The organism is Anaerobacterium chartisolvens (assembly GCF_003337415.1).
Lineage (GTDB): Bacteria > Bacillota > Clostridia > Acetivibrionales > DSM-27016 > Anaerobacterium > Anaerobacterium chartisolvens.
Genome location: NZ_QPJT01000002.1, coordinates 49,198 through 74,255, shown reverse-complemented (window position 1 = coordinate 74,255; position 25,058 = coordinate 49,198). Strand labels below are relative to the sequence as shown.

General features: G+C 42.1%; 23 protein-coding genes. 5 read left to right on the top strand and 18 right to left on the bottom strand.

The genetic code is table 11. The annotated features are described in order from the left end of the window. Nucleotides 1-5: 5 nt before the first annotated feature. Nucleotides 6-956, top strand: coding sequence for an L-lactate dehydrogenase (locus tag DFR58_RS01930; RefSeq protein ID WP_114296126.1), 951 nt, complete (start codon nt 6-8; stop codon nt 954-956). 47 nt (nt 957-1,003) lie between these two features. On the opposite strand, the gene phoU is transcribed toward DFR58_RS01930, so the two are convergent. From phoU to pstB, 6 genes are all read right to left on the bottom strand, one after another. Beyond that, nucleotides 1,004-1,657 (bottom strand): phosphate signaling complex protein PhoU, encoded by a 654-nt coding sequence (phoU, locus tag DFR58_RS01925; protein ID WP_114296125.1) that lies wholly within the window; start codon nt 1,655-1,657, stop codon nt 1,004-1,006. A 42-nt stretch (nt 1,658-1,699) separates the two neighbouring features. Continuing rightward, entirely contained in the window at nt 1,700-2,461 is a 762-nt protein-coding gene (locus DFR58_RS01920; protein ID WP_114296124.1) for a phosphate ABC transporter ATP-binding protein, read from the bottom strand. Between the two features lie 10 nt (nt 2,462-2,471). After that, nucleotides 2,472-3,308: a phosphate ABC transporter permease PstA gene (gene pstA / locus DFR58_RS01915; RefSeq protein ID WP_114296123.1), complete on the bottom strand. Its 837-nt coding sequence runs from the start codon at nt 3,306-3,308 to the stop codon at nt 2,472-2,474. A 7-nt stretch (nt 3,309-3,315) separates the two neighbouring features. Beyond that, nucleotides 3,316-4,161, bottom strand: coding sequence for a phosphate ABC transporter permease subunit PstC (gene pstC, locus DFR58_RS01910; RefSeq protein ID WP_114296122.1), 846 nt, complete (start codon nt 4,159-4,161; stop codon nt 3,316-3,318). After that, nucleotides 4,158-5,006, bottom strand: coding sequence for a phosphate ABC transporter substrate-binding protein (locus DFR58_RS01905; RefSeq protein ID WP_114296121.1), 849 nt, complete (start codon nt 5,004-5,006; stop codon nt 4,158-4,160). The genes pstC and DFR58_RS01905 overlap by 4 nt, the downstream gene beginning before the upstream one ends. Before the next feature lie 169 nt (nt 5,007-5,175). Next, on the bottom strand, nt 5,176-5,973 hold the full coding sequence (gene pstB / locus DFR58_RS01900) for a phosphate ABC transporter ATP-binding protein PstB (protein WP_114296120.1): 798 nt from the start codon (nt 5,971-5,973) through the stop codon (nt 5,176-5,178). A gap of 417 nt (nt 5,974-6,390) precedes the next feature. Between pstB and DFR58_RS01895 the strand changes: the two genes are divergently transcribed. Genes DFR58_RS01895 through DFR58_RS01885 form a run of 3 tightly spaced genes read left to right on the top strand, consistent with a single transcriptional unit; the run spans nt 6,391 to nt 11,165 of the window. After that, nucleotides 6,391-7,332: an AAA family ATPase gene (locus DFR58_RS01895; RefSeq protein WP_114296119.1), complete on the top strand. Its 942-nt coding sequence runs from the start codon at nt 6,391-6,393 to the stop codon at nt 7,330-7,332. A gap of 21 nt (nt 7,333-7,353) precedes the next feature. Further along, nucleotides 7,354-8,553 carry a DUF58 domain-containing protein gene (locus tag DFR58_RS01890; RefSeq protein WP_114296118.1) on the top strand — a complete coding sequence of 400 codons (1,200 nt, stop codon included), beginning with the start codon at nt 7,354-7,356 and terminating at the stop codon, nt 8,551-8,553. 2 nt (nt 8,554-8,555) lie between these two features. After that, nucleotides 8,556-11,165: a transglutaminase-like domain-containing protein gene (locus DFR58_RS01885; RefSeq protein ID WP_207659094.1), complete on the top strand. Its 2,610-nt coding sequence runs from the start codon at nt 8,556-8,558 to the stop codon at nt 11,163-11,165. A gap of 43 nt (nt 11,166-11,208) precedes the next feature. Here DFR58_RS01885 and DFR58_RS01880 read toward each other — a convergent pair whose 3' ends face one another. The 8 genes from DFR58_RS01880 to DFR58_RS01845 form a co-directional block, all read right to left on the bottom strand. Further along, nucleotides 11,209-11,406 carry a PspC domain-containing protein gene (locus DFR58_RS01880; protein WP_114296117.1) on the bottom strand — a complete coding sequence of 66 codons (198 nt, stop codon included), beginning with the start codon at nt 11,404-11,406 and terminating at the stop codon, nt 11,209-11,211. A 109-nt stretch (nt 11,407-11,515) separates the two neighbouring features. Beyond that, nucleotides 11,516-11,947 carry an ACT domain-containing protein gene (locus tag DFR58_RS01875; protein ID WP_114296116.1) on the bottom strand — a complete coding sequence of 144 codons (432 nt, stop codon included), beginning with the start codon at nt 11,945-11,947 and terminating at the stop codon, nt 11,516-11,518. 32 nt (nt 11,948-11,979) lie between these two features. Then, complete coding sequence (locus DFR58_RS01870; protein ID WP_114296115.1) at nt 11,980-13,281, bottom strand: phenylacetate--CoA ligase family protein; 1,302 nt, start codon at nt 13,279-13,281, stop codon at nt 11,980-11,982. Nucleotides 13,282-13,304: 23 nt separating this feature from the next. Beyond that, nucleotides 13,305-13,877: an indolepyruvate oxidoreductase subunit beta gene (locus DFR58_RS01865; RefSeq protein WP_114296114.1), complete on the bottom strand. Its 573-nt coding sequence runs from the start codon at nt 13,875-13,877 to the stop codon at nt 13,305-13,307. Then, entirely contained in the window at nt 13,864-15,615 is a 1,752-nt protein-coding gene (gene iorA, locus DFR58_RS01860; protein WP_114296321.1) for an indolepyruvate ferredoxin oxidoreductase subunit alpha, read from the bottom strand. The genes DFR58_RS01865 and iorA overlap by 14 nt, the downstream gene beginning before the upstream one ends. Before the next feature lie 339 nt (nt 15,616-15,954). Continuing rightward, a complete protein-coding gene (locus DFR58_RS01855; protein WP_114296113.1) occupies nt 15,955-17,253 on the bottom strand; it encodes a phenylacetate--CoA ligase family protein in 1,299 nt (432 codons plus the stop codon). A 95-nt stretch (nt 17,254-17,348) separates the two neighbouring features. Continuing rightward, nucleotides 17,349-18,941 (bottom strand): L-lactate permease, encoded by a 1,593-nt coding sequence (locus tag DFR58_RS01850; protein ID WP_114296320.1) that lies wholly within the window; start codon nt 18,939-18,941, stop codon nt 17,349-17,351. A 186-nt stretch (nt 18,942-19,127) separates the two neighbouring features. Then, nucleotides 19,128-20,753 (bottom strand): MBL fold metallo-hydrolase RNA specificity domain-containing protein, encoded by a 1,626-nt coding sequence (locus DFR58_RS01845; protein ID WP_114296112.1) that lies wholly within the window; start codon nt 20,751-20,753, stop codon nt 19,128-19,130. Nucleotides 20,754-21,144: 391 nt separating this feature from the next. Here DFR58_RS01845 and DFR58_RS01840 point away from each other — a divergent pair, with 391 nt between their 5' ends. Next, a complete protein-coding gene (locus DFR58_RS01840) occupies nt 21,145-21,537 on the top strand; it encodes a helix-turn-helix domain-containing protein (protein WP_170137997.1) in 393 nt (130 codons plus the stop codon). Between the two features lie 144 nt (nt 21,538-21,681). Here the strand turns inward: DFR58_RS01840 and DFR58_RS01835 are convergent, their stop codons facing one another. From DFR58_RS01835 to DFR58_RS01820, 4 genes are all read right to left on the bottom strand, one after another. Continuing rightward, nucleotides 21,682-23,142: a xylulokinase gene (locus DFR58_RS01835; RefSeq protein ID WP_170137996.1), complete on the bottom strand. Its 1,461-nt coding sequence runs from the start codon at nt 23,140-23,142 to the stop codon at nt 21,682-21,684. A gap of 141 nt (nt 23,143-23,283) precedes the next feature. Continuing rightward, nucleotides 23,284-24,069: a DeoR/GlpR family DNA-binding transcription regulator gene (locus DFR58_RS01830; protein WP_170137995.1), complete on the bottom strand. Its 786-nt coding sequence runs from the start codon at nt 24,067-24,069 to the stop codon at nt 23,284-23,286. A 269-nt stretch (nt 24,070-24,338) separates the two neighbouring features. After that, nucleotides 24,339-24,656 carry a type II toxin-antitoxin system RelE family toxin gene (locus DFR58_RS01825; protein WP_114296108.1) on the bottom strand — a complete coding sequence of 106 codons (318 nt, stop codon included), beginning with the start codon at nt 24,654-24,656 and terminating at the stop codon, nt 24,339-24,341. Beyond that, a complete protein-coding gene (locus tag DFR58_RS01820; protein ID WP_114296107.1) occupies nt 24,656-24,985 on the bottom strand; it encodes a type II toxin-antitoxin system Phd/YefM family antitoxin in 330 nt (109 codons plus the stop codon). The genes DFR58_RS01825 and DFR58_RS01820 overlap by 1 nt, the downstream gene beginning before the upstream one ends. Between the last annotated feature and the right edge of the window lie 73 nt (nt 24,986-25,058).

The following is a 25,058-nucleotide window of genomic DNA, read 5'->3' as shown; positions in this document are numbered from 1 at the left end:
TTTGTATGAATGATAAGACCATAAATAAGATAGCAATTATAGGGGCCGGTTTTGTAGGCTCTACAACAGCTTATACGCTTATGCTGAGCGGGCTGATTTCAGAGATAGTTCTTATTGACAAAAATACCGCCAAGGCAGAGGGCGAGGCCATGGATCTGAATCATGGTATGCCGTTTGTAAGTCCGGTAAAAATATATACGGGGGATTACAGCGGGTGCGCGGGTGCGGATATAGTCATTATAACCGCCGGCGCAAACCAGAAGCCCGGTGAGACGAGGATGGATCTTGTCCACAAAAACACCACAATCTTTAAGGATATTATCCGTGAGGTTGTAAAGCACAATAAGGAGTGCATTCTTCTTGTTGTAACCAACCCCGTGGACATACTTACATATGTTACGTATAAAATATCCGGCTTCCCGGCCGACAGGGTGCTTGGGTCGGGCACGGTTTTAGACACCGCCCGTTTCAGGTATCTCTTGAGTGAGCATATCTCACTGGATACAAGAAATGTCCACGGCTATATAATAGGAGAGCACGGAGATACCGAGGTTCCTGCCTGGAGCCTCACAAACATCGCCGGCATACCCATGGATAATTACTGCAATGACTTTAACATATGCAGCGACAGCCTTTCAAAGAATGATATATATGAGAATGTCAAAAACGCGGCGTATAATATAATAGAGCGAAAGGGAGCAACCTATTACGCTGTTGCTCTAGCGGTAAGGAGAATAGTCGAGGCAATTGTAAGAGACGAAAGCTCTATTCTTACAGTATCCAGCCTGCTTGACGGGCAGTACGGATTAAAAGATATATGCCTGAGTGTTCCGACGGTTGTAAACAAAAAGGGCATAGACAGGATACTGGATATTTCGTTAAGTGAGTATGAGTCCGAGCAGCTCGCGAGGTCGGGACAGGCCCTAAAGAATATATTGAAGCAGCTCGATCTGTAAAAACTCAATAAAAGCATAGTTAAAGGAAATAAATTAGAGTCATGACTCTAATTTATTTCCTTTAACTCACCTGTAATCATATATATCGTTCTTTCACATATATTTGTAGAATGGTCAGCCATTCTCTCAAGATACCGCCCTAAGAACAAAAGTTTCATCCCTTGTTTTGTAAGTTCCCTTTTTTCTGTGATGATGTTAAGGATATCATTTATAACGGTTTCATAGAGCCTGTCAACCTCTTCGTCCCTCTTAGCCGCCTCTTCTGCAAGGGCAATATCCTCTTTTATAAAGGCATCAAGACTCATTTTTAACATTTCCCGAGTAATTTCCGCCATCCTTGGAATATCTATAAGGGAATTAATAATGCCTTCCTTGCCTATCTCAAGTGTCACCTTTGAAATGTTTACCGCGTTGTCGCCCATTCTTTCAAGATCCGTTATAATTTTCAGAATCGATGCAATTGTCCTTAAATCCTTGGCGAGAGGCTGCTGAAGGGCAAGAAGCATTATACATTCCTTTTCGATTTCAAGTTCTAACTGATCTATTTCGTCATCTTTATCATAAACCTTCCTTGCAAGATCAATATTTTGTGTCTTTAAAGCAGTCACTGCCATGTCAATAATATTCTCAACCATGGCCCCCATTCTTAATACCTTTTGTTTAACGTCAAATATCTCCTGTGTAAAATGTTCCCTAACCAAAATCCCATCTCCTTTTGCAAAAAATTATAAAACATACACATTTCAGCCAAACCTTCCGGTAAGGTAATCGTTAGTACGATTATCTTTCGGGAATGCAAAAACTTCTTTGGTATAACCCTGTTCTATTAAATCTCCCATAAGCATGAATGCAACACGGTCAGCGATACGCCCAGCCTGCTGAACGGTATGCGGTGCAATGATAATGGTGTATTGCTCCTTAAGCTGCATTAAGGATTCCTCAATCTTGGCTGTTGATATTGGGTCAAGAGCCGAACAGGGTCTGTCCAGCAAAATAACCTCCGGCTCAAGAGCCAAAACCCTGGCAATACACAAGCGCTGCTGCTGACCACCCGATAACCTGGCTGCAGGAGTATTCAGCCTATCCTTGACTTCATCCCAGAGGGCGGACATACGCAGAGCCTTTTCTACTTTCTCCGCCAAATCTCTCTTAGCTTTCATTCCGCCCATACGGGGGCCCAATGCCACATTGTCAAAGATGGACATAGGCAGAGATGTCGGTACATCAAAGACCATCCCTACCCTGCGGCGCAGCTCTGTCATATTAATGTCAGGATCAAAGATGTTTTTCCCATCTAAGAGTATCTCACCCTCCTGACGTACTCCCACAATCAAGTCACTCAGACGGTTTAATGTGCGAAGCAGTGTCGTTATACCACTGTTGGCTGGACCAAAAACAGCCAAAATCCGATTTTCAGGTATCTCCAGGTTAAGTCCTTTAATAACCTGTTTTTGTTGATAATAGAAGCTTAATTCTTTTATTTCCATTTTTGATTTCTGTATCATTTTTCACCTCTTAACGGCCTTTAGCTATGAATCTATTGACCAGCATATTGAAACCAACATTAATCAGAAGAATAAGAATAATCAAGAGCGCTGCTGTTCCATAAGCGTTATCCATGGATATTCCCTCCCTCGCCAGTATATAAAAATGAACTGCCATCGTTCGAGTTGGGGAGAGGAGTGATGCAGGCATACGCAATGCTGAGCCGGCTGTTAAAATAACAGCAGCTGTCTCAGCCACACACCTGCCTATGCTCAAAATTACCCCATTAACTATACCGGGGATCGCTGATGGGAGCACCGTCCTTATTATTGCCTGCCACTTAGTAGCTCCCAAAGAGAAGCCTACCTCGCGGTATAGCTGTGGCACAGTACGAATCGCCTCTTCTGATGTACGTATGATAGTAGGCAGAATCATTATCGCCATGGTTAATCCGCCGGACAAGATTGACCATCCCATTCCTAAGTATATGACAAAGAATATAAAACCAAAAAGTCCATATACAATGGATGGTATCCCTGCCAGTGATTCGGCACTGAAACGGATAATACGGGTGACTCTTCCCTCACGCGTGTACTCCGTAAGGTATATAGCTGTTCCAATTCCAAATGGCGTTGCCACAATAACGGCTACTGCAGTTACAAATAGAGTACCCACAATTGAGGAGGCAATACCCCCAGAACGCCCCATATCCCGCGGAATATCCGTTAAAAACTGCCATCTGAGCATAGGTATGCCCTTGACTAGTATATGAATAATTATGGAAAAAAGAACTACAATAACAAGAAGAGCGGCTGTCCAAATCAAAAATTTTGCTATCTTTTGTGAAGCTCTCGCGTTAATTTTCATAGTGACCTCATCTCTTTCGCGTGATGTATTGGGCGGTAGCATTTAAAATCATGATAATAACAAACAATACAATGCCTGTGGCGAAAAGCGCCTGCTGGTGTTCGCCAGATGCATATCCCATCTCAATGCCGATATTCGTGGTCAGCGTCCTGACAGGGTCAAGAACTGATTCAGGAAGTGCGACAGCATTGCCCAGAACCATAATCACCGCCATAGTCTCACCAATTGCCCTGCCTAAACCTAAAATTATGGCGGCAACAATACCCGAGTTAGCCGCAGGCAACAGCAATGAACGTATTGTTTGCCAATGTGTAAGCCCTAGTGCAAGTGCCCCATCTTTATAATGGCGCGGCAACGCAAGAAGAGATACTTCGGTTATGCTGATGATGGTTGGCAAAATCATAATACCCAAAATGATGGAACCGGCTAATATGCTTAAGCCCGGCCCTCCCAGATAATTACGTATCATTGGTACAACGAACAATACTCCCCAGAACCCATATACCACTGAGGGTATGGCAGCCAATAACTGGATGGAAGGTCTGAATATGTTTCTAAGCTTTGCAGGAGCAAACTCAGCCAAAAAAATACTACAGCAAATAGCAATGGGAACTCCCAGAATTGCTGCTCCCAAAGTGACCGATACAGATCCCACTATCATCGGGAAAATACCGTAGGCACCCTGGCTTGGAGCCCATTTCATCCCAAAAACAAAGTTTATTATACCAACCTCAGCAATAATAGGTACACCTTTTATAAATATAAACACAGTAATGAGCGCCAGAACCGATAAAGTCGAAAGAGCAATTAAAAGAAACACATGCTTAGATAATTTTTCCTTAAAACCCTTCATTCTCCCACCCCCTCTGCTGATGGAATAAGTCCCTCATTGATCAGTAATTTTTGCCCCTCTGAAGAAAGGCTAAAATCTATGAATTTCTTATCTAACCCCGAAGGCTCACCGTTAGTGACAAACAAAAACTGCCTGAACAGTGTGTAGCTGCTATTCATTATATTTTCTCGTGTGGCTTCAACACCATCTAAATGTAAAGCTTTCACTTGATCCGTAATCAAACCCAAAGAGATAAATCCTATCGCATTGGGGTCATCCGCAACCAATTGCAGTACCGCCCCATTTGAATCCTGAACTATAGCTTTCGGGGTTATCTCTTTATCGCCCATCACCATCTCGGTAAAGGCACTTCTTGTACCTGATCCTTCTTCACGCGATATTATATTGATTTTTGACTTTGAGCCTCCCAATTCACTCCAGTGGGTAGTTGCAGCTGAATAAATATCGCGAATCTGCTCTGAAGTAAGGTTTTGTATGGGATTCGCAGGGTTCACTATTAATACCAATCCATCCTTGGCAATTTCTACATTCCACAGACTTTCCTCATCATCCTTCAATGCACGGGAGGACATTCCTATATTAGCACTATGTGTCTTTGTTGCCGTAATACCGGCCGAAGATCCTCCACCCTGAATATCAATCACAGTGTCTGGATTTAAAGTCATGTACTCTTCAGCCAGAATCTCAGCATAGGGCTGTACAGAAGTTGAGCCCGCAATAATCGTCGCTGAGCCCGGTGCTTGGCTGCAGGCAGACAGCGTACCCATAGAAAGGGTCAATATCACTACGCTGACAGGAACTTTTATTCTTCTTAATAATTTGCATTTTATAATCTTTTTCCTCATAATCTCATATAAAAATCAAGCATCAAAATCGTTAACTGTCATAAAACTCCAATGCCTAATTTCCTCCATTTCATAAGAATGTATTAAAGAACTACAAAAGAATGTATTAAAGAACTACAAATTCTATGGTGTACTTATCATCCCCATCGGCTCCACCTTTTAAAAATTCCTATCCGAACCGGCCTGTAATATAGTCCTCGGTGCGTTTATCCTTAGGATTAGAAAAAATTTGTTCTGTTGGAGCGTATTCGACCAATGTCCCCGCTCTGTCATCCTCCATCATCATAAACGCAGTCATATGAGACACCCTTGCCGCTTGTTCCATGCTATGAGTCACAATAATAATGGTATATTTTTGGGCCAGTTCCTCCATTAACCCCTCAACCTGCATTGTAGATTCCGGATCAAGAGCGCTGCATGATTCATCCATTAACAAAACCTCAGGCTCCACAGCCAATGCACGGGCAATACACAAACGTTGCTGCTGTCCCGGGGAAAGCACAAACGCAGATTCTTTCAGCTTGTCCTTAACTTCGCCCCATAAAGCCACCTGATTCAAGTTCCTCTCCACAATCTCATCAAGACGAGCCCTTTGCTTTATTCCATGATGCCTTGGGCCAAAAGCCATATTATCATACACAGACATTGGAAAGGGATTAGGTTTTTGAAAAACCATACCAACTCTTTTTTTCAGTGCAACAACATCCATATTCTTATCATAGATAGAAACACCATCAAGCATAATTTTCCCCTCTACCCTAACTCCCGGTATTGGGTCATTCATACGATTAAAAAGACGCAGAAGAGAAGATTTACCGCATCCCGACGGCCCAATTATGGCAGTAATAGCGCATTCCGCAATATCCATTGTAACATTCCTCAGCGCCTGAAAGCTGCCATAAAAAAGAGCTGCCGCATCTGTCTTTATCTTGGCTCTCTGCCCAGACTTTAACATAACATCATCCATTCGTCACCCTTACTAATCGACTCCTTATTAAAGCTTTAAATAAGAAGCTCTTAGCCTTTATAATATTTTAAATTTCTATCTTCTTCGACAGCAAATATTCAACTACACAACAAATATTAATTATACATTAACTAAGTGTAATTAAATCATTATCTATGTTAATTATACGTAAAATTTTTGTAAAATTTTTTACCTGCGCAACATTCGAGGGCAAGGTAATATAAATCTCTTGAATATATACTGTTCAATTTTGTGAAATTTTAGTTATTAAATAGAGGGACATTCCGCCATCCTCTTCAATAGTACAAATGTCTCATACATTTTAATAAAATATTCACTTTTATTTGCAGTACAAAAATGTTAATATTAACTTAATAATGTCTCTAAATACTTTAATCGGAAAGGAAAAGTCACGTCATGGAGCAATCTTCGAATGTAATTAAAAAGGTTATTGACAATGTTGAAAAGGTTATGGTAGGGAAAAAAAACTGTATTGAGCTTGCATTAATCTCTCTTATATGCAAGGGGCATATACTTATAGAGGACGTGCCCGGCGTCGGAAAAACCAGCCTCGTTGCTTCTATAGCCAAGTCCCTTAACGCATCCTTTAAAAGAATACAGTTTACTCCCGATATACTGCCCTCCGACATAACCGGCTTTTCTATTTTCAACCAGAAAACATGTGAATTTGAATACCGTCCAGGTGCGATAATGAGCCAGATAGTGCTGGCGGACGAAATAAACAGGACTTCTCCCAAAACTCAAGCCAGCCTGCTTGAGGTAATGGAGGAGGGGCAGGTGACTGTTGACGGAACGACCTACACGCTGCCCAAGCCCTTTATGGTGCTTGCAACACAGAATCCCATAGAGTACCTTGGCACCTTCCCTCTTCCCGAGGCTCAGATTGACAGGTTTTTCATGAAAATATCCATAAATTACCCGCTTCCCGGAGAGGAAAGCTATATGCTTTCCAGATTTCAGCATTCAAACCCTTTGGACAAGCTGGAGCCCGTAGCCGACAGCAGTGAGATAATAAAGCTTCAGCAGAGCGTTAGGGACATTCATGTGGACAGAAGCTTAAACAGTTATATAGTAGATATCGTAACCGAGACACGCAGGCATCCCGACATATCCCTCGGAGCAAGCCCCAGAGGCTCAATGTCCCTTTTCAGGGCAGCTCAGGCATGGGCTCTTTACAATGAGAGGGACTATGTTATTCCCGATGATGTAAAAAAGATGATTATACCTGTGCTTTCCCATAGAATTATCTTAAAGCAGGAGGCCAAGCTGAAAAAGATTACGGCAGGGGATATTCTGTTTTCCATTGAAGACAGGGTAAGGGTTCCTGTAATCGACTAAATATAAAACGCTGAGGTATATATGAAAAAAAACAGGGCGCTTTATGCCGCTTTACTTGTAATGTCTTTTATTTTTATATATTTTTATGGGGGCAAAATACCTTACACTATTTTTTTCATTGTTATATCGCTTCCTATTGTGTCATTCATTTATACACTGATTGTATATGTGCGTTTTAAATTCTTACAGACACTTGATAAAAAGACTGCTGTCAAGGGCGACACAGTAAGCCTTACAATAAATATAACTAACGAGGATATTATGCTTTACCCCTATATAAGGGTTAATTTTTACGGTGCCGATTCGCTTTTTGCAAATCAGCTTGCGCCTGAGAGCTTTTCCTTAAGCCCTTTTAAAAAAAGCAGCTTTATTTTTAAATTGGAGTGCAGATACAGAGGCTGCTATCCGATAGGAATAAAATCTTTTGAGATAGAAGATCTTTTGGGAATATTCAAGCTTACCTATTTGTTCTCCGAAAGCAAGGATATAACCATTTACCCCAGGATAATACACCTGGAAAAATTCAACATAGGGTCTGTTTTTTTATCGGACTCACACGCAGCCTTAAACTCAGGCATAGAGGATATGTCCACAGTTTCAAGCATCAGGAAATATGCCGGAGGAGACAGCTTTAAAAGGATTCACTGGAAGCTTTCGGCAAAGATGGGTGAGCTTTATGTGAAGAACTACCAGAGCACTACACAGACAAATGCAATTCTTTTTCTTGACCTCGAAAAAAGCGATTACTCATTTGAAGCCGGTACAATAATTGAGGATAAGGTTATTGAGTGCGCCGCGTCAATTGTCTATTATTGCTTGGAAAACTGGCTTCCTATTGATTTTGTATATTATAGCTCCGAGATAGTAAGCGTTGAGGCAAAAAACCCCGGGGATTTTGAAGGCATTTACAGCCTGCTTTCAAAAATAAAATTCGACCAGAGCGTGGGTATTAAGGACCTGCTTCAAATATATCTTTTGGGAGGAATAAAAAATACCAATATAATAATTTTTACATCTAAAATAAATTATGACCTTTACAACGAGCTGTATAAAATAAATTTTCTGGGATACAAAATAAGCCTTATATATGTTTCGCCCCAATCGCTGACCGGCGAAAGCAACAGTGAAGCCGACAGCATTGTTTCCTCCCTTCCCGAGCTAGGCGTGAATACATACAAGGTGGGTATTGAGGATGATATAAAACTTATTCTGGAGAGGTAGCTATGGTTGATTTAAAAAAGCTTTTGGGAAAACTTGCGGATTTTGCTCTGTCGTCATTGTTCAGCTTCAGCATTATATATGCTTTGACTACTTCGCTTTTATTTGACTACAGTCCCTATGTCCTGCTGCCGTTTATATTTTTGATGAGCTGCCTGTTCGGGCTTGTCTTTTTAAATAAAATCAGCAAAATAATATCCGCCGGAATGTTGGTAACACTTCCTGCTGTCTTTATTATATACCTTGTGTCGTCACATAGGCTGAATGCCCTGCTGGTTCAAATATCCCTGTTTTCTTCATGGATTTTCGATTATACCCACGGAATGGATGTAATAAACCCCGTATACATGCCGTACCTGACCTTGCTGATATGCATTCCCATAACCCTTTTGATATTTATTTTTACTGTAAAAAGGTTTAACTTTTTTATGCTTCTGGCAGGAGGGCTTTCCGTCTACGTTATTCAATGGATTTATGATATATTTGTGAGCTATAACTCTTTTTATCTCTTTATTTCTCTCATGCTACTTTATTATTTAAAGCATATTTATACCGGCAAATATGCGGGAGCTGCCGGACAGCATGTAAGCTCCTCTTATTTTTCAATACTGATTTTTCCTGTATGTGCCATAACGGTTCTTTTGTCAATAAGCCTTCCGGCAAGCAGCAAGCCTCTGGAAATAAAGTGGCTGGACAAGGGCGTTAACTCAGTATTTAATTTTTTCAGCAACTCTTTTTCACGCTACAGCTCTTTTGAATATTTCTCTATCAAATCATCAGGCTTCGGACAGAGAAGCGATAGGCTAGGAGGTAAAGTAACACTTGACAACACACTGGTAATGAAGGTTAAATCTCCAAGGGTGGTGTACCTTAAAGGGGCTTGCAGGGAAATATACACCGGCTCTAGCTGGCTGGATCTAAAAAAAGACCAATCCCCTGTCAATTCTGAGGATATACGTAAAAAATACAGTGATTTTAATGAGGCCTATATTCTTTTAACCAATAGCACTTCTTTTATGGACAACTATTTCTATATGGACAACATTGAAGTGTCATATAATAATTTAATGACCAAATCCATTTTTACACCCTTAAAAACAAGCAGCCTGAGCTTCCCCGGCAAAAAAGCCGCACAGATATTTGTAGACCATAACGGTATTGTTTCGGGGAGCCAAGTATCCGACAAGGATATGTCCTATACCTTGACTGCCTATACTGTAAAAAGCACCGACCGGGAGCTTCAGGATATATTGAGGAAAAGCAGAACAAGAATGTACGAAGAAATACTTTCAAGAACAGAGCTGTTAAATGATTATATCTTCCGCAAATACAGCAATGACTATAAAGCATTTAAAGCCGGGGACAGCACGCAGACTCAAAATATTGAGGTTGATCTAAACTATAGCTTGAGTCTTGCGGATCTTGAGCATATGCTTGATGCCGATACAAGCGATCCCTCGTCGATGATATCGTCTCAGACATTAAAAAGACAGCTCAATTATTACGCCCGCCGCTCCCTCATACCAAGAATGAGGGTTGGCGTCATAGGAATATTGGATTATAGACGCCTGCAGGCTTTGAAGGAAATGTCCGATGCGGTATATGACAGGTACCTTCAATTGCCTGAGAATTTGCCGGAGCGGGTTAAAGCACTTGCTTTGGAAATCTCCTCTCCATATCTCAACAATTATGACAGAGTTAAGGCCATAGAGGAATACCTGTCTTCAAATTATATATATACCCTGTCTCCTAAGCCCATGCCCAGAGACAGAGATTTCGTCGACAGCTTTCTTTTTGAATCCCAGGAGGGATACTGCACCTACTATGCAACGGCAATGGCCGTGCTTGTGCGGAGCCTCGGCATCCCTGCAAGGTATGTGGAGGGCTTTATCCTGCCTCCGCAGGCCGATGAAAATTCTGTATATAGAGTTACCAACGAGCAGGCCCATGCATGGGTTGAGGTGTATTTTGACGGGTTCGGGTGGCTGCCCTTTGAACCCACAGCTCCCTTTAGATCGGCATTCTATTCTGATACCGGCTCCAATGCCGTATACAGCGGCGATATGACTTCTGACCCCTCATACGAGGATTATATGAAGAGAATCATGGGCTATGATCAATCATCTTCGGTAATTGACCCGGGGGTTATGGATACTGCCTCGGAAGTGAATGACGAGGCACCTCCGTATATGCTCTATTCCATCGTGGGAATTTCTGCACTGCTTATACTTGCTTTTGCAATTGTTGTGGCGATTAATGCTGTGAGGCTTAAATTCAAAATGTTTAAAGCAAGAAGGCTTCCTCCCCGCGAAGGCATTGTTGAGCTTTACAGGTATTATATGAGCATACTCGCGCTTTGCGGATATGCCATTAGTCCCGGCGAAACCCCCTCACAGTATTCACAGAGAATAGATAAATATATAATTTTAGCCAAGCCCCACAGCTTTATAGAGGTCACCAAAAAATTTATAATTTCAAGGTATAGCACTTTAAATATCACAGATGAGGACAAGCTGCTTGTGCAGAGCTTCCATCAGCCTCTGATAAGGGAGGCAAAAAAAGATTTAGGAAAGCTTAAGTTTTTTATGCTGAGGCATCTAATGGGAAAATTATAAAAAGCGCAAAAAAATAACGCATAACGCGTTATTTTTTTGCGCTTTAAAATTTAGGATGCTGGGGTATTATGGCCCATGCCACTATATAAGCGATAACCCCTCCCATTATAGCGGTCATAAAGCTGATTATTACAACGAGAAGTCTTATGAGAGTAGGGTCAATTCCTAAATATTCGCCTAAGCCTCCGCAAACGCCTCCTATTTTTTTGTTCGTATCAGAAAGATATATTTTCTTACCCATAATTATTATCCCTTCCTTCACACCAGACTTGTATCAGATTATATATTTATTTATACGCCAGTTTAAAATTTATGTCTGATACAAATTATTGATGTCACTATGAAATTTATTACAATCCATAAACAGTGTGACAGGATAAAACCTTAATATTCCTTTCGGTTAATACCTTTATTGCTCTTTCCGGTTCTTCAACCCTTAGTATCACAAGAGCCTCGTCAGATGCCTTTCCTATAAACGCATACATATACTCTATGCCTATGGACTCCGCCTCCATAACCTCCAGTGCTTTTCCAAGCCCTCCCGGCTTATCCGGCACCGCTATAGCTATTACATTGGTACCGCTTACTGTAAAGCCGCTCTCCTTCAATACTTTTTCAGCTTCCTCAGGCTTGTTGACTATCAGCCTCAAAATTCCAAAATCGGTTGTGTCTGCTATTGACAACGCACTTATGTCAATATTATTTTGTCCAAGGGCTTTTGTGACCTCTGCCAGCCTTCCAGATTTGTTCTCAAGGAATACCGATATCTGTTTTACTAACATTCTCTTCTCCTCCTTGCTTATATAAAAAAGTATTATAATTTCCTCTTGTCTATGACTCTTTTTGCCTTGCCTTCGCTTCTCTCTATGGTTTTTGGCTCCACCAGCTTAACCTTTGCGCTGACTCCCAGAGTGCTTTCTATTTCGTGCCTTATTTTCCTTTCCAAATCCTCTATCCGCCTTACTTCATCAGAAAACAGCCCTTGAGTCATTTCAACCCATACCTCAAGCGTGTCCAGATTGTCCACCCTGTCAACTATAAGCAGGTAGTGGGGAGCGGTTTCGCCTATCTCAAGGAGAACGCTCTCTATTTGTGACGGGAAAACGTTGACGCCCCTTATTATAAGCATGTCATCAGTTCTGCCCTGAACCTTGCTCATTCTTGCCAGAGTTCTTCCGCACTCGCACTTTTCATATGTCAGAGAGGATATGTCCCTTGTTCTGTATCTTATAAGAGGGAAGCCCTCCTTGGTTATGGTTGTAAAAACAAGCTCGCCCTTGCAGCCTTCCGGCAGCACCTCTTCTGTTTCAGGGTCTATTATCTCAGGAATAAAGTGATCCTCCTGAATATGCAGCCCGCATTTACAGATACATTCCGTCGCAACTCCCGGTCCTATAATCTCACTTAAGCCATAAATATCAATAGCTACTATTCCCAATCTCTGCTCTATTTCATCTCTCATATTGGCCGACCACGGCTCAGCTCCAAACACACCCGCCTTGAGCTTCAAATCTTCCTTCTTAATTCCCGCTTCTTCAAGCTCCTCCGCTATAAACAAAGCATAGGAGGGAGTACATGCAAGGATGTTTGTGCCGAAATCCTTCATTATCTGGATCTGTCTTTTAGTGTTTCCTCCCGAAATAGGAATTACAGAGGCTCCGATTCTTTCGGCTCCATAGTGCGCTCCAAGCCCTCCCGTAAACAATCCATAGCCATATGCAATCTGAACAAAGGATTCCTTTGTGGTACCCGCGGAGGTTAGGGTTCTGGCCATAACCTCTGCCCACGAATCAAGATCTTTCCTTGTATAGCCCACAACTATCTGCTTGCCTGTTGTGCCTGAGGACGCATGAAGCCTTACTACCTCGCTCATTGGAACGGCAAACAGTCCATAGGGATATGTATCCCTTAGATCCTGCTTATAGCTGAAGGGCAATTTCTTTAAGTCCTCTACCGTCTTGATGTCTCCCGGCTCAACACCTTTTTTCTGCATCTTTTCCCTGTAAAACGGAACATTGTGGTATATCCTTTTGACGGTATTAGCCAGCCTTTCAGTCTGAACTCTGTTCATTTCTTCCCGGGACATGCACTCATATGTCCTGTTCCAATACTGCATAAATCTACTCCCCCCTATATGCCTTAAGTATTATACCCTCTTTCAAAGGCATTTAAATTAGATTCTAAAAATCTTTCAGGTACTACCTCTTTTAAGGCCTCAATCCAAATATCCTTCTCTATATCGGTAGACTTTGCCAAAATTCCCAGAAGCACTACATTTACTGCTTTGGCATTCCCGCATTCCTTAGCTGTCTCGAGCGCGTCAGTGGCAATAATATCCACACCGGTTTCGCTTATCTTTTCTATAATGCCTTCAGGATATTTCGCCTTTCCTGTAATAACAGGCATGGGGTCAATTCTTTGCCTGTTTATAATCATCCTTCCGCCTTCCTTAAGATACTCAAGCCATCTGTATGCCTCAAGCTGTTCAAAGGCAAGGATTATGTCCGCTTCACCAGCCTCTACAAGAGGAGAATATACTCTTTCCCCCATTTTAACATAGGTTACAACGTTTCCTCCCCTCTGGGACATGCCGTGTACCTCTGAAACCTTCACGTCAAAATCTCTCTTTAATGCCACATTTCCAAGTACCCTGCTGGCCAGCAGCGTACCCTGTCCGCCAACACCTACCAGCATTATATTAAGCCCTTTCATTACTGTCACCCGCCTTTTCAAACGCATTAAAGCTGCAAACCTTCGTACACAGTCCGCATCCTACACACAATGCCTCATTAACCTTTATAAACCCTCCCTTATCGACTATGGCAGGGCAGCCTACCGAAAGACATTTTCTGCATTTTTTGCATAAGGCATCGTTAATCCTCAGCGGGCCCTCAAACTTAACATTTTTCAACAAGGCGCAAGGACGCTGCGAGATAATAACCGAAGGCCCGTCGGCGTTAATTTCCTCCTTAACAGCACTCTCAAACCCCGATATGTCAAACGGATCCTCAACGCGAACTCTTTCAACACCCACCGCCTGTGCCAGCTTAACTAAATCAACCTGCTTTGTGGGCTCTCCCTTTATTGTAAAGCCGGTAGTGGGGTTATGCTGGTGCCCCGTCATTCCGGTAATGGAATTATCGAGTATTATTACTGTAGAATTACCCTTATTATATACGACGTCAATAAGTCCCGTTATGCCTGAGTGTATAAACGTAGAATCCCCTATTACAGCTACAGTCTTATTTGAAAAATCCCGTCCCCTCGCCATTTCCATTCCGTGAGCAACCCCAACACTTGCACCCATGCATATGCATGTGTCCATAGCCTCAGTAGGAGGAAGCGCACCTAAGGTATAGCACCCTATGTCTCCGCTGACGTTGAGCCTTAGCTTCTTAAGAACATAAAACATTCCCCTGTGAGGACACCCGGGACACATTACAGGTGGTCTGACAGGGACTGCTTCCTTTGCGGGAGCATTTGCCGGGGGCTTTTGTCCTAAAAGCCTTTCCCTTATAATTTCAGCGCCTAATTCTCCTGTAACAGGAAGACATTCCTTTCCTATTACCTTTATACCCATCTTTTTAATTTGATTTTCTATGAAAGGCTCCAATTCCTCAACCACATAGAGGGTCTTTACTTCCCCTGCAAATTGTGCAATCAATTTCTCGGGCAGAGGATATACAAGGCCTATCTTAAGATAACAGACATTGCCGAATGCCTCTTTGGCATACTGGTACGCTACCCCGCTGGTTATTACTCCTATGCTTTTGTCTCCCCACTCTATGGAATTTAAGGAGGAGGAATCAGAATATTCCTTAAGCGCGGACATTCTCTTTTCTACCTCCAAATGCCTCTTTCTGGCCATTGCAGGCATCATTACATATTTATTAAAATCCTTGATGTATGGCTTTAGATGATAATTAAGCCTCTCTCCAAGCTCAACCGTGCTCTGTGAGTGAGAAATCCTTGTAGACAGCCTTACCAGTACAGGGCAATCAAATTCCTCACTTATACTGAAGGCCTCCTTTACATAGTCCTTGCATTCCTGGCTGTCTGAAGGCTCAAGCATGGGAACCTTCGAGGCCCTTGCATAAAATCTGCTGTCCTGCTCATTTTGCGAGCTGTGCATTCCCGGATCATCGGCAACCATTATTACAAGGCCCCCGTTTACGCCGGAATAGGAAACGGTAAACAATGGATCTGCCGCAACATTAAGTCCTACATGCTTCATTGAGCATATGGCCCTCGCTCCTGCTATTGATGAACCAATTGCAACCTCAAGGGCAACCTTTTCATTAGGAGCCCACTCCGAGTATATATCGTCATATTTTGCTATATTTTCCGTGATTTCCGTGCTTGGAGTTCCCGGATAGGCTGAAGCCACACTCACCCCTGCTTCATATGCCCCTCTGGCAACCGCCTCGTTGCCAAGCATAAGCTTTTTCATGTTTTCTTCCCCCTGTGTAATATAAAGAAGCTGCAAAAGTAATTTCTCCAATTTTTGCCGCCCTTAAAAGTTTTATTTATATATGTAGCGATAAAGATTTTACATGGAGGATATAGTTTGATGGAAGAAATTTTTTTGACCCGTAAGGAATACATCTAAGAAAAGCGCCTGATGACATACCCGTGAGACATTTCCCCGCAAGGCGTCTTTTCGTTGTAGTTAAAAATTTCTGTAAGCAATTATATCCTCTATGTTTGTAAAATCTTTATCGTATCCTATATAAATACTGAAAGTCATTAATATAAATTATAAATTATAAAGGTTTTAATGTAAATTACTTTATTTGCTTCTTAAGTCAATAACTCTTTTGGCCTTTCCGACGGATCTCTCAATTGATTTGGGCTCAACCAGCTTGACCTTTGCGTCTATCTGAAGCACCGTTTTTAAGCTGTGCCTTATTGTGCTCTCAATTTTCTCCAATTGGCTGAACTTCTCAAGAACTGTTCCGTCTATAACCTCAACCTGAACCTCTATGTCATCCATGTAGCCCTTTTTTGTGACAATAATCTGATAGTGCGGCCCTATATGCTCCATCCCCACAAGCACACTTTCTATCTGAGAAGGAAACACATTCACTCCCCTTATTATAAGCATATCGTCGGTTCTTCCAAGCACCTTATGCATCCTCATGGTGCTTCTTCCACACTTGCAGGGCTCAGGGTCCAGTATGGTAATGTCCTTTGTCCTGTACCTGAGCATTGGGATTCCTTCCTTTGTAAGAGTGGTGAGCACAAGCTCTCCCTTTTCTCCGCAGCCGAGAGTTTCTCCGCTCTCTGAGTTAATTATTTCAGGGTAAAAATGATCCTCATTAATATGCATTCCGCACTGAAGGAAGCATTCTCCCGAAACTCCCGGGCCGACTATCTCACTGAGCCCGTAATTCTCAGTAGCTAAAATGCCCCATCTTTTTTCTATCTCAGCTCTCATTTCAGGCGTATGTCCCTCTCCCCCAAACAAGCCCAGCCTTAATTTATGCTTTCCTTTGGTTACTCCCATTTCCTCTGCTATCTCGGAAAGGTACAGTGCATATGACGGCGTACCCACTATTATAGTGGTTCCAAAATCCTGCATAAGCATCATCTGTCTCTCGGAGTTTCCGCTGGATGCCGGAATCACAGTGGCTCCCAGCCTTTCAAGCCCGTAATGGAGTCCGAAGCCTCCCGTAAAAAGGCCATAGCCGAAAACAATCTGTGCAATGTCATCCTCATTCGCTCCCGCAGCCACCGCCAGCCTCGCTATAGACTCAGACCAGTTATCCATGTCTCTTTTTGTATACCCCACAACTATCGGCTTTCCCGTTGTTCCGGAAGAGGCATGGAGCCTTACTATTTTTTTCATGGGCACGGCAAAAAGGCTGTACGGATAATTGTCTCTCAAATCGTTTTTTGTAGTAAAGGGTATTTTTTCTATATCCTTCAGAGCTTTTATATGCTCCGGCCTAAGACCTATTTCATCAAGCCTTGACCTATAGAAGGGTACATTGTCATATGCCCTTTTAACAACATCCTTTAGCCTCTCCAGTTGAAGAGCCTCCATATCCTTTCTGCCAAGACATTCAGCCTCTTTGTTCCAAATCATTTTTAAAGCCCTCCTTGTTTAGCGGGACAAAGCCTTTGTCCCTGTTCATTAATTATAATACCTTACGTATCTTAAATCCTAAAAAAATATATGCATTATAAAACTCCTGTTTTCAAGAACAGCATAACAAACACCGAGGTTATTGTCGTCAGCAGCACTGAAAACACAAATGCAGTCCTTATTACCTTGTTTTCCTCTCCAAGCTTATCAATTGACGCAGCGGCATTCTGAAGCTTTGCGGGAGAAACTACGCTGGCCAATCCTCCCCCAAAAGCCAGACCTGCGGTTATTATTATCATACCCGTCAAGCCCATATTTAAATTTTTACCGGTGGTAAGGCTGTATTTGGCAAACATGGCTATTGTAGAAGCCTCGCTCCCCGTTATAAATCCCCCGAACAGCCCTATAAACGATACCACAGCTCCATAAGCATCCTTAAACAGGTCTGCCGAAACGCCTGCCAATACCTGCACCATGCTTGCGACAGCCTGCTTGCCCGATGCCATATCCCAGCCCGACATGTTCATTATCTCTCCTATTGAGAAGAATATGGCCGCTGAAAACACCGGTCTGGGAGCCCTTTTCTTCCATACCCTTAAGGTATCCTTTATCTGAGCCGATGTAGGGCGTATAAAAGGCATAGATAAAATCATGCTTACAAATATCCAAGTATATGCATTCCACAAGGCTCTGGTAGCAATCGGAGATCCGTCTGCCGTCAGCCCGTTTATTGGAAGCAGCTTTTCATAGTACAGGAATTTGAACATGCCCTGTGGAACATTTAAAGCCAGAATGACTACTATAAGCAAAATCCACGGCATAAGAGCTCTCCACAGTGGATATTCCTTCTCATACTTCAGCTCATCAGGGGTGAGCCTGCTCCTGTCTATCACACTTTTGCCGGAGACCTTAAGATATAATGCCATAACCGCTATAACCCCTATGCCGCACAGTACGCCTGTGAGTGCTACAAGATTGTCAACCCTGTTTGTAAAAAAGGAAACCGCTGCCACAGTCATGCCTGTTATAACACATGGAAGCCAGCCTTCCCGGATTGCCTTCCATTTCCCCACAATCCAAAGCATACAGAAGCCTATGAGCGTTGAAACTATAGGAAGAAACATAAAGAAAACACGGCCCGCCTGAGATAGTGTAATCTCATTTCCCACTCCAAGAAATTTGTTGGCTATATCTACAAACACTACTATGGGCGCACCTAAAAGAGCGTATGTACACAAAGAATCATAGCCTATTGCGGGGAGTGCAATAGCCACATAGGTAGAGTAGCCCATTGCAATAAGAATTGGCGGAAGCAGCGATACAGGAGTGGCTCCCACTGCAACCATGAGAGTCCCAAAGCCTATATTAATCATCATTATTTGCACTGCCCTGTTTTCGCTTGCAATTGTTTTCATAAAGATTATTACTCTTTTAAGCGCACCGGTTTTTTCCATATACGCCATTTGAAGAAGAGAGGTTGCCACAATCAGTGAGACTGGAAAAGATTTTATAAGCCCTGCCACAGATGATCTTAAAATTACCTCAAGACTGGTCTGAAAGCCTAAAAAGGCAATCACACAAACCACTGCCCACCCGGCAATTCCGCTTATATCCGCAGGCTTTCTCCAGATAATAAGCATACATAGGATTACCGCTATTGGAAGCAGCGTTAATAATAGTGTCCCCATTGACCACATTTTCTACCATCCTTCCGAAAAATTAAATTCAATACCTACCATACTACAGCTTACCCCTGCAAGATGTGTATTAGGAAATTGTTATACAAGTATTTTACCTTAATAAAGTAAAAAAATAAACAGGTTTTTGTCGATTACAGTCAGGAAGCATCCTTTACCAGCACGGCTCCCTCCATTCTAAAGAACGTCTATCATCATTTTCCCAAGGTTTTTAAGCCTTTCATACAGCATGTCTACCTCGGTATCGCTCTTACCCTGCTTTAAATCGGATTTAAGAATATCCGCAAGCTCGTCAAACTCCTCCTTAAGCGTTTCAAGAATATCTATAACAGCCAGCCTCTTGAATTGGTAAGTCGAGGTACCCTCACGTACAGACTTTATAAACTCTGACGAATTAATGGTGAAGGACTCGCCTTTGTCAGGTATTACGGTATCAATGTTGAATTGCTTCTCTATAAGCTCTGAAAACTCGTCCATAACCCGCTCTTCGCCATGCACAATAAAAATTTTCCGCGGCTTTTTCTTTCTGAATCCCCCAATCCAATTAACCAGTCCGTCTCTATCGGCGTGTCCTGAAAATCCGTCTATCATTTCAATCCTTGCGTTTACGGTGATATCCTCCCCAAAGATTTTAACCTTATTTGCCCCGTCTACCAGCCTTCTGCCCAGAGTTCCCATAGCCTGATATCCTACAAAAAGTATTGTCGACTCGGGTCTCCACAAATTGTGCTTGAGGTGGTGCTTAATCCTCCCTGCCTCGCACATTCCGCTTGCCGAAATAATTATTGAGCTTTCCTTTCTTTCATTAAGGGCTCTGGATTCATCAGGCGTTTTTGTAAACTGCAGCCCGGGAAAGTCCAAGGGATTTTCGCCGTTTTCTATATATGCCCTCGCCTCGCTGTCATAGCAATCAAGGTTTTTTCTGAATATCTCGGTTGCGGATATTGCCAGAGGGCTGTCTATAAACACCGGCACATTCATAAGGCTTTCAATTTTTGAATTATAATCATCCCTCTTTTTTCTAAGGTCATATATTATCTCCTGAGTTCTTCCCACCGCAAAGGAAGGAATTACTACATTTCCGCCTTTTTTTACGGTATCGTTTATTATATCTACAAAACGCTCCACCTTATTTTTATTATCAACGTGAAGCCTGTTTCCATAGGTGGATTCAATTACAAGATAATCGGCCTCCTCTATTATCGAAGGGTCACGCAGTATAGGAATATCCCTGTTTCCTAAGTCTCCCGAAAAAACTATTTTTGAGTCTCTTCCCTCCTCCGTAAACCATACCTCAATTATTGATGAGCCCAGAATATGGCCGGCATCATTAAACCTGAACCTTATGCCGCAATTCAGTTCTATAATCTCATCATATTCCTCACTTCTGAAAAGGCTCATGGAGTCAAGCGCATCCTGATGGGTATACAGCGGCTCTACCGGTGGTCTGCCGGCTCTTTCCCTTTTCCTGTTGAGCCACTCATTTTCAAATTCCTGTATATGCCCGCAGTCAGGAAGCATTATGCTACACAAATCCGCAGTGGCCTTGGTTGCGATTACCTCCCCCCTAAATCCGTCATTATAAATTTTAGGGATCCTTCCGCTGTGATCAATATGGGAATGCGTAAGTAATATAAAATCAATTTCGGAGGGATTAAAAGGAAACGGCTCCTGATTTAAGGCATCCTCCTTTGAACGTCCCTGAAATAATCCGCAATCCACAAGAAACTTTACATCCCCCGTCTCAAGCAGGCAGCATGAGCCTGTAACGGTTTTTGCAGCGCCTAAAAACGTTATCTTCATATCAAGCACCTCTCAATCATTATATATCAGGGCTAAACGGCATATTAAAACTTTTCTGCTTATCTATATATTTAGCAATAAAGATTTTACATGGGGGATATAGTTTGATGGAAGAAATTTTTTTCACCCGTAAGGAATACATCTAAGAAAAGTGCCTGATGACATACCCGTGAGACATTTCCCCGCAAGGCGTCTTGAAGACTCTTAGAGTCTTTTCGTTGCTATTAAAAATTTCTGTAAGCAATTATATCCTCCATGTTTGTAAAATCTTTATTGCATCCTATATAATTTCTACATTATGCCGATGATATCCTTTAATTTTTACATATTTCATCTTTCTGCTTTTTATGATAAGATTATCATACAGCATTTGACAGGTAGGAGGGCTGATATGTCAATTTTTAGTGACAATCTAAAAAGGTTTAGAAAAAAAAGAGGTGTGTCTCAGCAAAAGCTGGGACAAGCAGTAGGTAAGAGCCGCGATGCGGTAGCCAAATATGAATGCGGGGAAAATGAGCCGGATATACAGACGCTTATAAATCTCTCCAGATATTACGGCTTGCCCGTGGATTCAATGATTACAAGCGATGAATATGTGGTTTTTAAAAATCATCCCGGGCTTGCCGAATTTGAAAAGCACCTCAACGACCCCGACTTTATCCCTTATTTCCGCCTTGCCGCCAAAATCATGGATTATGGCATTGATGTGCGCGACATGGATAATTATGCCGAGGCTATGGTAAGGTATGCTAATCAAAGCAGGAAGGCTAAGAAGAGATCGTAAAAGCTTATCTCAAATCATGTTTATACCGCTCCCGCACATTCCCGGTTAAAGGTTTACTGCAAATATTTACAAAGCAAGCTACGGCTTGAGGCACTGATTTCTGTTATTTGCAGTATATCCTTTTCCTTAAGTCCTCTAAAGCATTTACCCTAAAATTTTGTTCTGAATTTCCCTGTATTCCAAATAAGCTTTTCTGTAAATTTCCGCTGCCTCTTTGCCGGGCTTGTACGTTTTTTCTATAATCTTTATTCGGGAAAGCAGGTCTTCAAATCCTCCGTATATACCGCTTCCCGTACCCGCTATAACAGCCGCGCCCAGATTGGCGGCTTCATTTGTGCAAAGTATGCTGACATCCTTTCCCGTCACATCGGCAATAATTCTGCACCATACGCCGCTTTTTGCACCCCCTCCGAAAACCCTCAGCTCTCTTATATCCTGCCCCATTTCCTCCAGCACGCCTATATTTTCCCTTATCTGAAATGCAACACCCTCATAAAGAGACCTTAATATTTCATTTGCTGAGGTAGACAATCCCAACCCGTATATAAGACCCTTTGCGGTAGGCTTCCAATGCGGAGAGGAAGCACCCTCCATATGAGGCAGGAAAAATACCCTTCCCGAACCCGGGGGTACCGACTCAACAGCTTCATCTATCTCCCGGTAGGACTTATCGCTGAAAAATGTATTTTTAAGCCATTTTAAGCCAACCCCTGATGTAGTCAGAACAGCCTCCAGCACCCACCTGCCTTCATCCAGTGTAAAGCATGGAATTCTCATATGCCGGTCAAGCATGGGTTTATTTCTCATGGAGGTTATAGCTGTTGCGGTGCCAAGTGACACAGTACAAATCCCTTCATTTATTCCCGCACCAACCGCCGCGCACTTCTGATCCTGAGCGCCCAGTATTACCGTTGTTTTTTCAGACAAGCCCGCTTCCCTCGCAGCGTCAGGCAGCACGGGCCCAACGGTACTGCCGAGAAATCTTACCTCAGGAAGCTTATTTATATCAATTCCGCACAGCCGGAGAATCTCTCTGTCCCAGTCACCCTTTGAAATGCTGTAAGCCATAGTTCCGCTCGCCATAGAATGGTCGGTAACGGCTATTCCTGTGAGCTTATAGGTTAAGTAGTCCAGACCCATTAAAAGCTTCCACGCCTTTTTGTATATATCCGGCCTGTTCTTTTTAAGCCACATCATTTTTGGAAGGGAATATGCCTGATTTAAGCGTTTTCCTGTTCTTTCAAATATCTCCCTCTCTCCAAAAATATCTCTTATTTGGCAGGTTTCCCCTCCTGCTCTGGTGTCAAGCCAGCTTATTGCATTGCCAAGGGTATTTCCCGACTCATCCACAGGTACAAACGCTATCCCCTGCGAGCTTACGCTGAGTGCGGTAATCTCCCCTGGGGCTATACCCGATTTTAAAATTGCTTCCTTAATAGCTTCCTTCGCAAGCCTCCACCACAAGTCGGCATCCTGCTCAATATAGCCTTCAGGCGTATAAATCAAGGAATATTCTATATACGCCTGAGAAACAATCCCTCCCTCAGGGTTAAAAATAATACTCTTACAGCCTGTTGTTCCCAAATCCAAACCCAGCAAATACATGCTCCCACTCCCTCTATGCACCATGTCTAATGCACTTTATATAAATTAGGATGCAAACTATCTAAAAAGGATATAAAATAATTTCCGGAAGAAAAATTTCCCCGGAATGCGTGACCGGGATATAATTTAAGCTAACTAAAATCACACCAGCCTTATCTCTATACCCTTTTCCCTGATCAGAGCTATCTCATTCTGATTTGAGTTTTGGTTCGAAACCAGCAGGTCTATACTATCCAGCGAGTCTATCCGTGCAAAGCCCGCTCTTCCGATTTTTGTGTAATCCACAACCACTATTGTTTTGTTTACACGGGCAATCATTTGTCTGTTTACTTCGACCTCCAGATGGTGGTATGTCGTTATGCCCTCTTCCACACTTACACCATCGGCTGCAAGAATAAGCTTATCGGCCTTATATCTTTTTAGTTGGTTAATGGTGTCATCTCCGTAGGTAAACTGATATTGGGGGTTAAAATTGCCCCCCAGAAGAATTACATGAATATTGCTGAAGTGCCCAATCTCCTCGGCGACCGACAATGAATTGGTAACTATGGTCAGGTTCTTTAAGCCCTTCAGCTCCTGGACAGTGAAAAGCGTGGTTGTCCCTGAGTTGATCATTACCGTATCCCCGTCGGATATCAGAGATGCGACCTCAATAGCAATCTTCCTTTTTTCATCCTCATTCGTCTTCATTCTGTCGTGAAAGGACATGTTATAATATGCCTTGCCTGTGCTCACGGCTCCGCCGTGTACACGCTCCAAAACCCCTGTGTTCTCAAGCTCAGACAGGTCGTTCCTGATTGTAACCTCAGAAATTCCGAACAGCCTGCTCAAATCTACTACCTTTACCTTCCCTTCACGGTTTAATAGCTCAAGTATTTTTTTCCTTCTGTCATCAACACTCATATCATTAATTTTTAAATCCGGCATAAAATTTTTTCTCCTCGAATTATTCCCCTGCATACAAAATAACCCTATTTCAAATCTGCATGTTTCGTATTTGTTATATATCTATTTCATTTATATTATGATTGAATAATAATACTTTTCGATTAAGTTGTCAATATGCCGGCTGTAAATTTCCCTTAAGCCTTGATTACTTTATAAAATGCTTCTATATTATATATTTAAATTATTTTTCCTGATAAATAAAAGAATTTTATTAGATATAATTCACCGGAAGTGGCTATGTTATTGATTTATTTGTCTTTACGTCTGTTGGCAAGGATATAAACTTCGTCATCCGCCCTTGCAGAAACAATAATAACTTTCATTATATTGCTTTCCCTAACAATATTATAAACAACTCTAAGCCCTAACTTTAAAAGCTTAATTTTACAGTAGCCCGTTAAATTAACTCCGTTTTTGTTTCCAAGAGGCTTTCCATATCCTCCTTCAGCTTGCGGCAAAGGGTTGACGGATACCTTGATTACAGCTTTAATTACTTGAATCCGCTGTTCTTGATCTAGTCGTTTAATATCTTCAATTGCTTCTCTTAAATATTCAACAGTCCACATTATCCAATCTCCACATCATCATTATCTAAATCTGCACTTTTGATCCCGAGTTCATTCATAACCTCATCAGCAGAAACAAAATCCTCAGATTTAGCTTTTTCAATGCGCTTTTCAGCTTCAACCAACAGGCGATAGTTTTCAACTGTTTCCATCAATTCATCATAAACCTCTGGAGTTAAAAGTATGCAAGCCGGAGTATTATTTTTTAATACAATTTTAAACCCTGTTTCTTTAACTTCCTCAAAAATTTTATTTGCCTCTCCTTTATTAAATCTGGAAATTGGAACAAGAGAATTTACAACATTTCCTATGGTAATATTATCAATCATATACTTTTCTCCTTTACTTTATATTATAACGGTATTTAATCTGCTCTAATAACATGCTATGACATATCTATAA

Excerpts from the sequence above, each read along its gene's own strand:
- DFR58_RS01930 (WP_114296126.1), top strand. The coding sequence starts at position 6 with ATGAATGATAAGACCATAAATAAGATAGCAATTATAGGGGCCGGTTTT.
- DFR58_RS01920 (WP_114296124.1), bottom strand. The coding sequence starts at position 2,461 with ATGATACAGAAATCAAAAATGGAAATAAAAGAATTAAGCTTCTATTAT.
- pstA (WP_114296123.1), bottom strand. The coding sequence starts at position 3,308 with ATGAAAATTAACGCGAGAGCTTCACAAAAGATAGCAAAATTTTTGATT.
- pstC (WP_114296122.1), bottom strand. The coding sequence starts at position 4,161 with ATGAAGGGTTTTAAGGAAAAATTATCTAAGCATGTGTTTCTTTTAATT.
- DFR58_RS01905 (WP_114296121.1), bottom strand. The coding sequence starts at position 5,006 with ATGAGGAAAAAGATTATAAAATGCAAATTATTAAGAAGAATAAAAGTT.
- pstB (WP_114296120.1), bottom strand. The coding sequence starts at position 5,973 with ATGGATGATGTTATGTTAAAGTCTGGGCAGAGAGCCAAGATAAAGACA.
- DFR58_RS01895 (WP_114296119.1), top strand. The coding sequence starts at position 6,391 with ATGGAGCAATCTTCGAATGTAATTAAAAAGGTTATTGACAATGTTGAA.
- DFR58_RS01890 (WP_114296118.1), top strand. The coding sequence starts at position 7,354 with ATGAAAAAAAACAGGGCGCTTTATGCCGCTTTACTTGTAATGTCTTTT.
- DFR58_RS01885 (WP_207659094.1), top strand. The coding sequence starts at position 8,556 with ATGGTTGATTTAAAAAAGCTTTTGGGAAAACTTGCGGATTTTGCTCTG.
- DFR58_RS01880 (WP_114296117.1), bottom strand. The coding sequence starts at position 11,406 with ATGGGTAAGAAAATATATCTTTCTGATACGAACAAAAAAATAGGAGGC.
- DFR58_RS01875 (WP_114296116.1), bottom strand. The coding sequence starts at position 11,947 with ATGTTAGTAAAACAGATATCGGTATTCCTTGAGAACAAATCTGGAAGG.
- DFR58_RS01870 (WP_114296115.1), bottom strand. The coding sequence starts at position 13,281 with ATGCAGTATTGGAACAGGACATATGAGTGCATGTCCCGGGAAGAAATG.
- DFR58_RS01865 (WP_114296114.1), bottom strand. The coding sequence starts at position 13,877 with ATGAAAGGGCTTAATATAATGCTGGTAGGTGTTGGCGGACAGGGTACG.
- iorA (WP_114296321.1), bottom strand. The coding sequence starts at position 15,615 with ATGAAAAAGCTTATGCTTGGCAACGAGGCGGTTGCCAGAGGGGCATAT.
- DFR58_RS01855 (WP_114296113.1), bottom strand. The coding sequence starts at position 17,253 with ATGATTTGGAACAAAGAGGCTGAATGTCTTGGCAGAAAGGATATGGAG.
- DFR58_RS01850 (WP_114296320.1), bottom strand. The coding sequence starts at position 18,941 with ATGGGGACACTATTATTAACGCTGCTTCCAATAGCGGTAATCCTATGT.
- DFR58_RS01845 (WP_114296112.1), bottom strand. The coding sequence starts at position 20,753 with ATGAAGATAACGTTTTTAGGCGCTGCAAAAACCGTTACAGGCTCATGC.
- DFR58_RS01840 (WP_170137997.1), top strand. The coding sequence starts at position 21,145 with ATGTCAATTTTTAGTGACAATCTAAAAAGGTTTAGAAAAAAAAGAGGT.
- DFR58_RS01835 (WP_170137996.1), bottom strand. The coding sequence starts at position 23,142 with ATGTATTTGCTGGGTTTGGATTTGGGAACAACAGGCTGTAAGAGTATT.
- DFR58_RS01830 (WP_170137995.1), bottom strand. The coding sequence starts at position 24,069 with ATGCCGGATTTAAAAATTAATGATATGAGTGTTGATGACAGAAGGAAA.
- DFR58_RS01825 (WP_114296108.1), bottom strand. The coding sequence starts at position 24,656 with ATGTGGACTGTTGAATATTTAAGAGAAGCAATTGAAGATATTAAACGA.
- DFR58_RS01820 (WP_114296107.1), bottom strand. The coding sequence starts at position 24,985 with ATGATTGATAATATTACCATAGGAAATGTTGTAAATTCTCTTGTTCCA.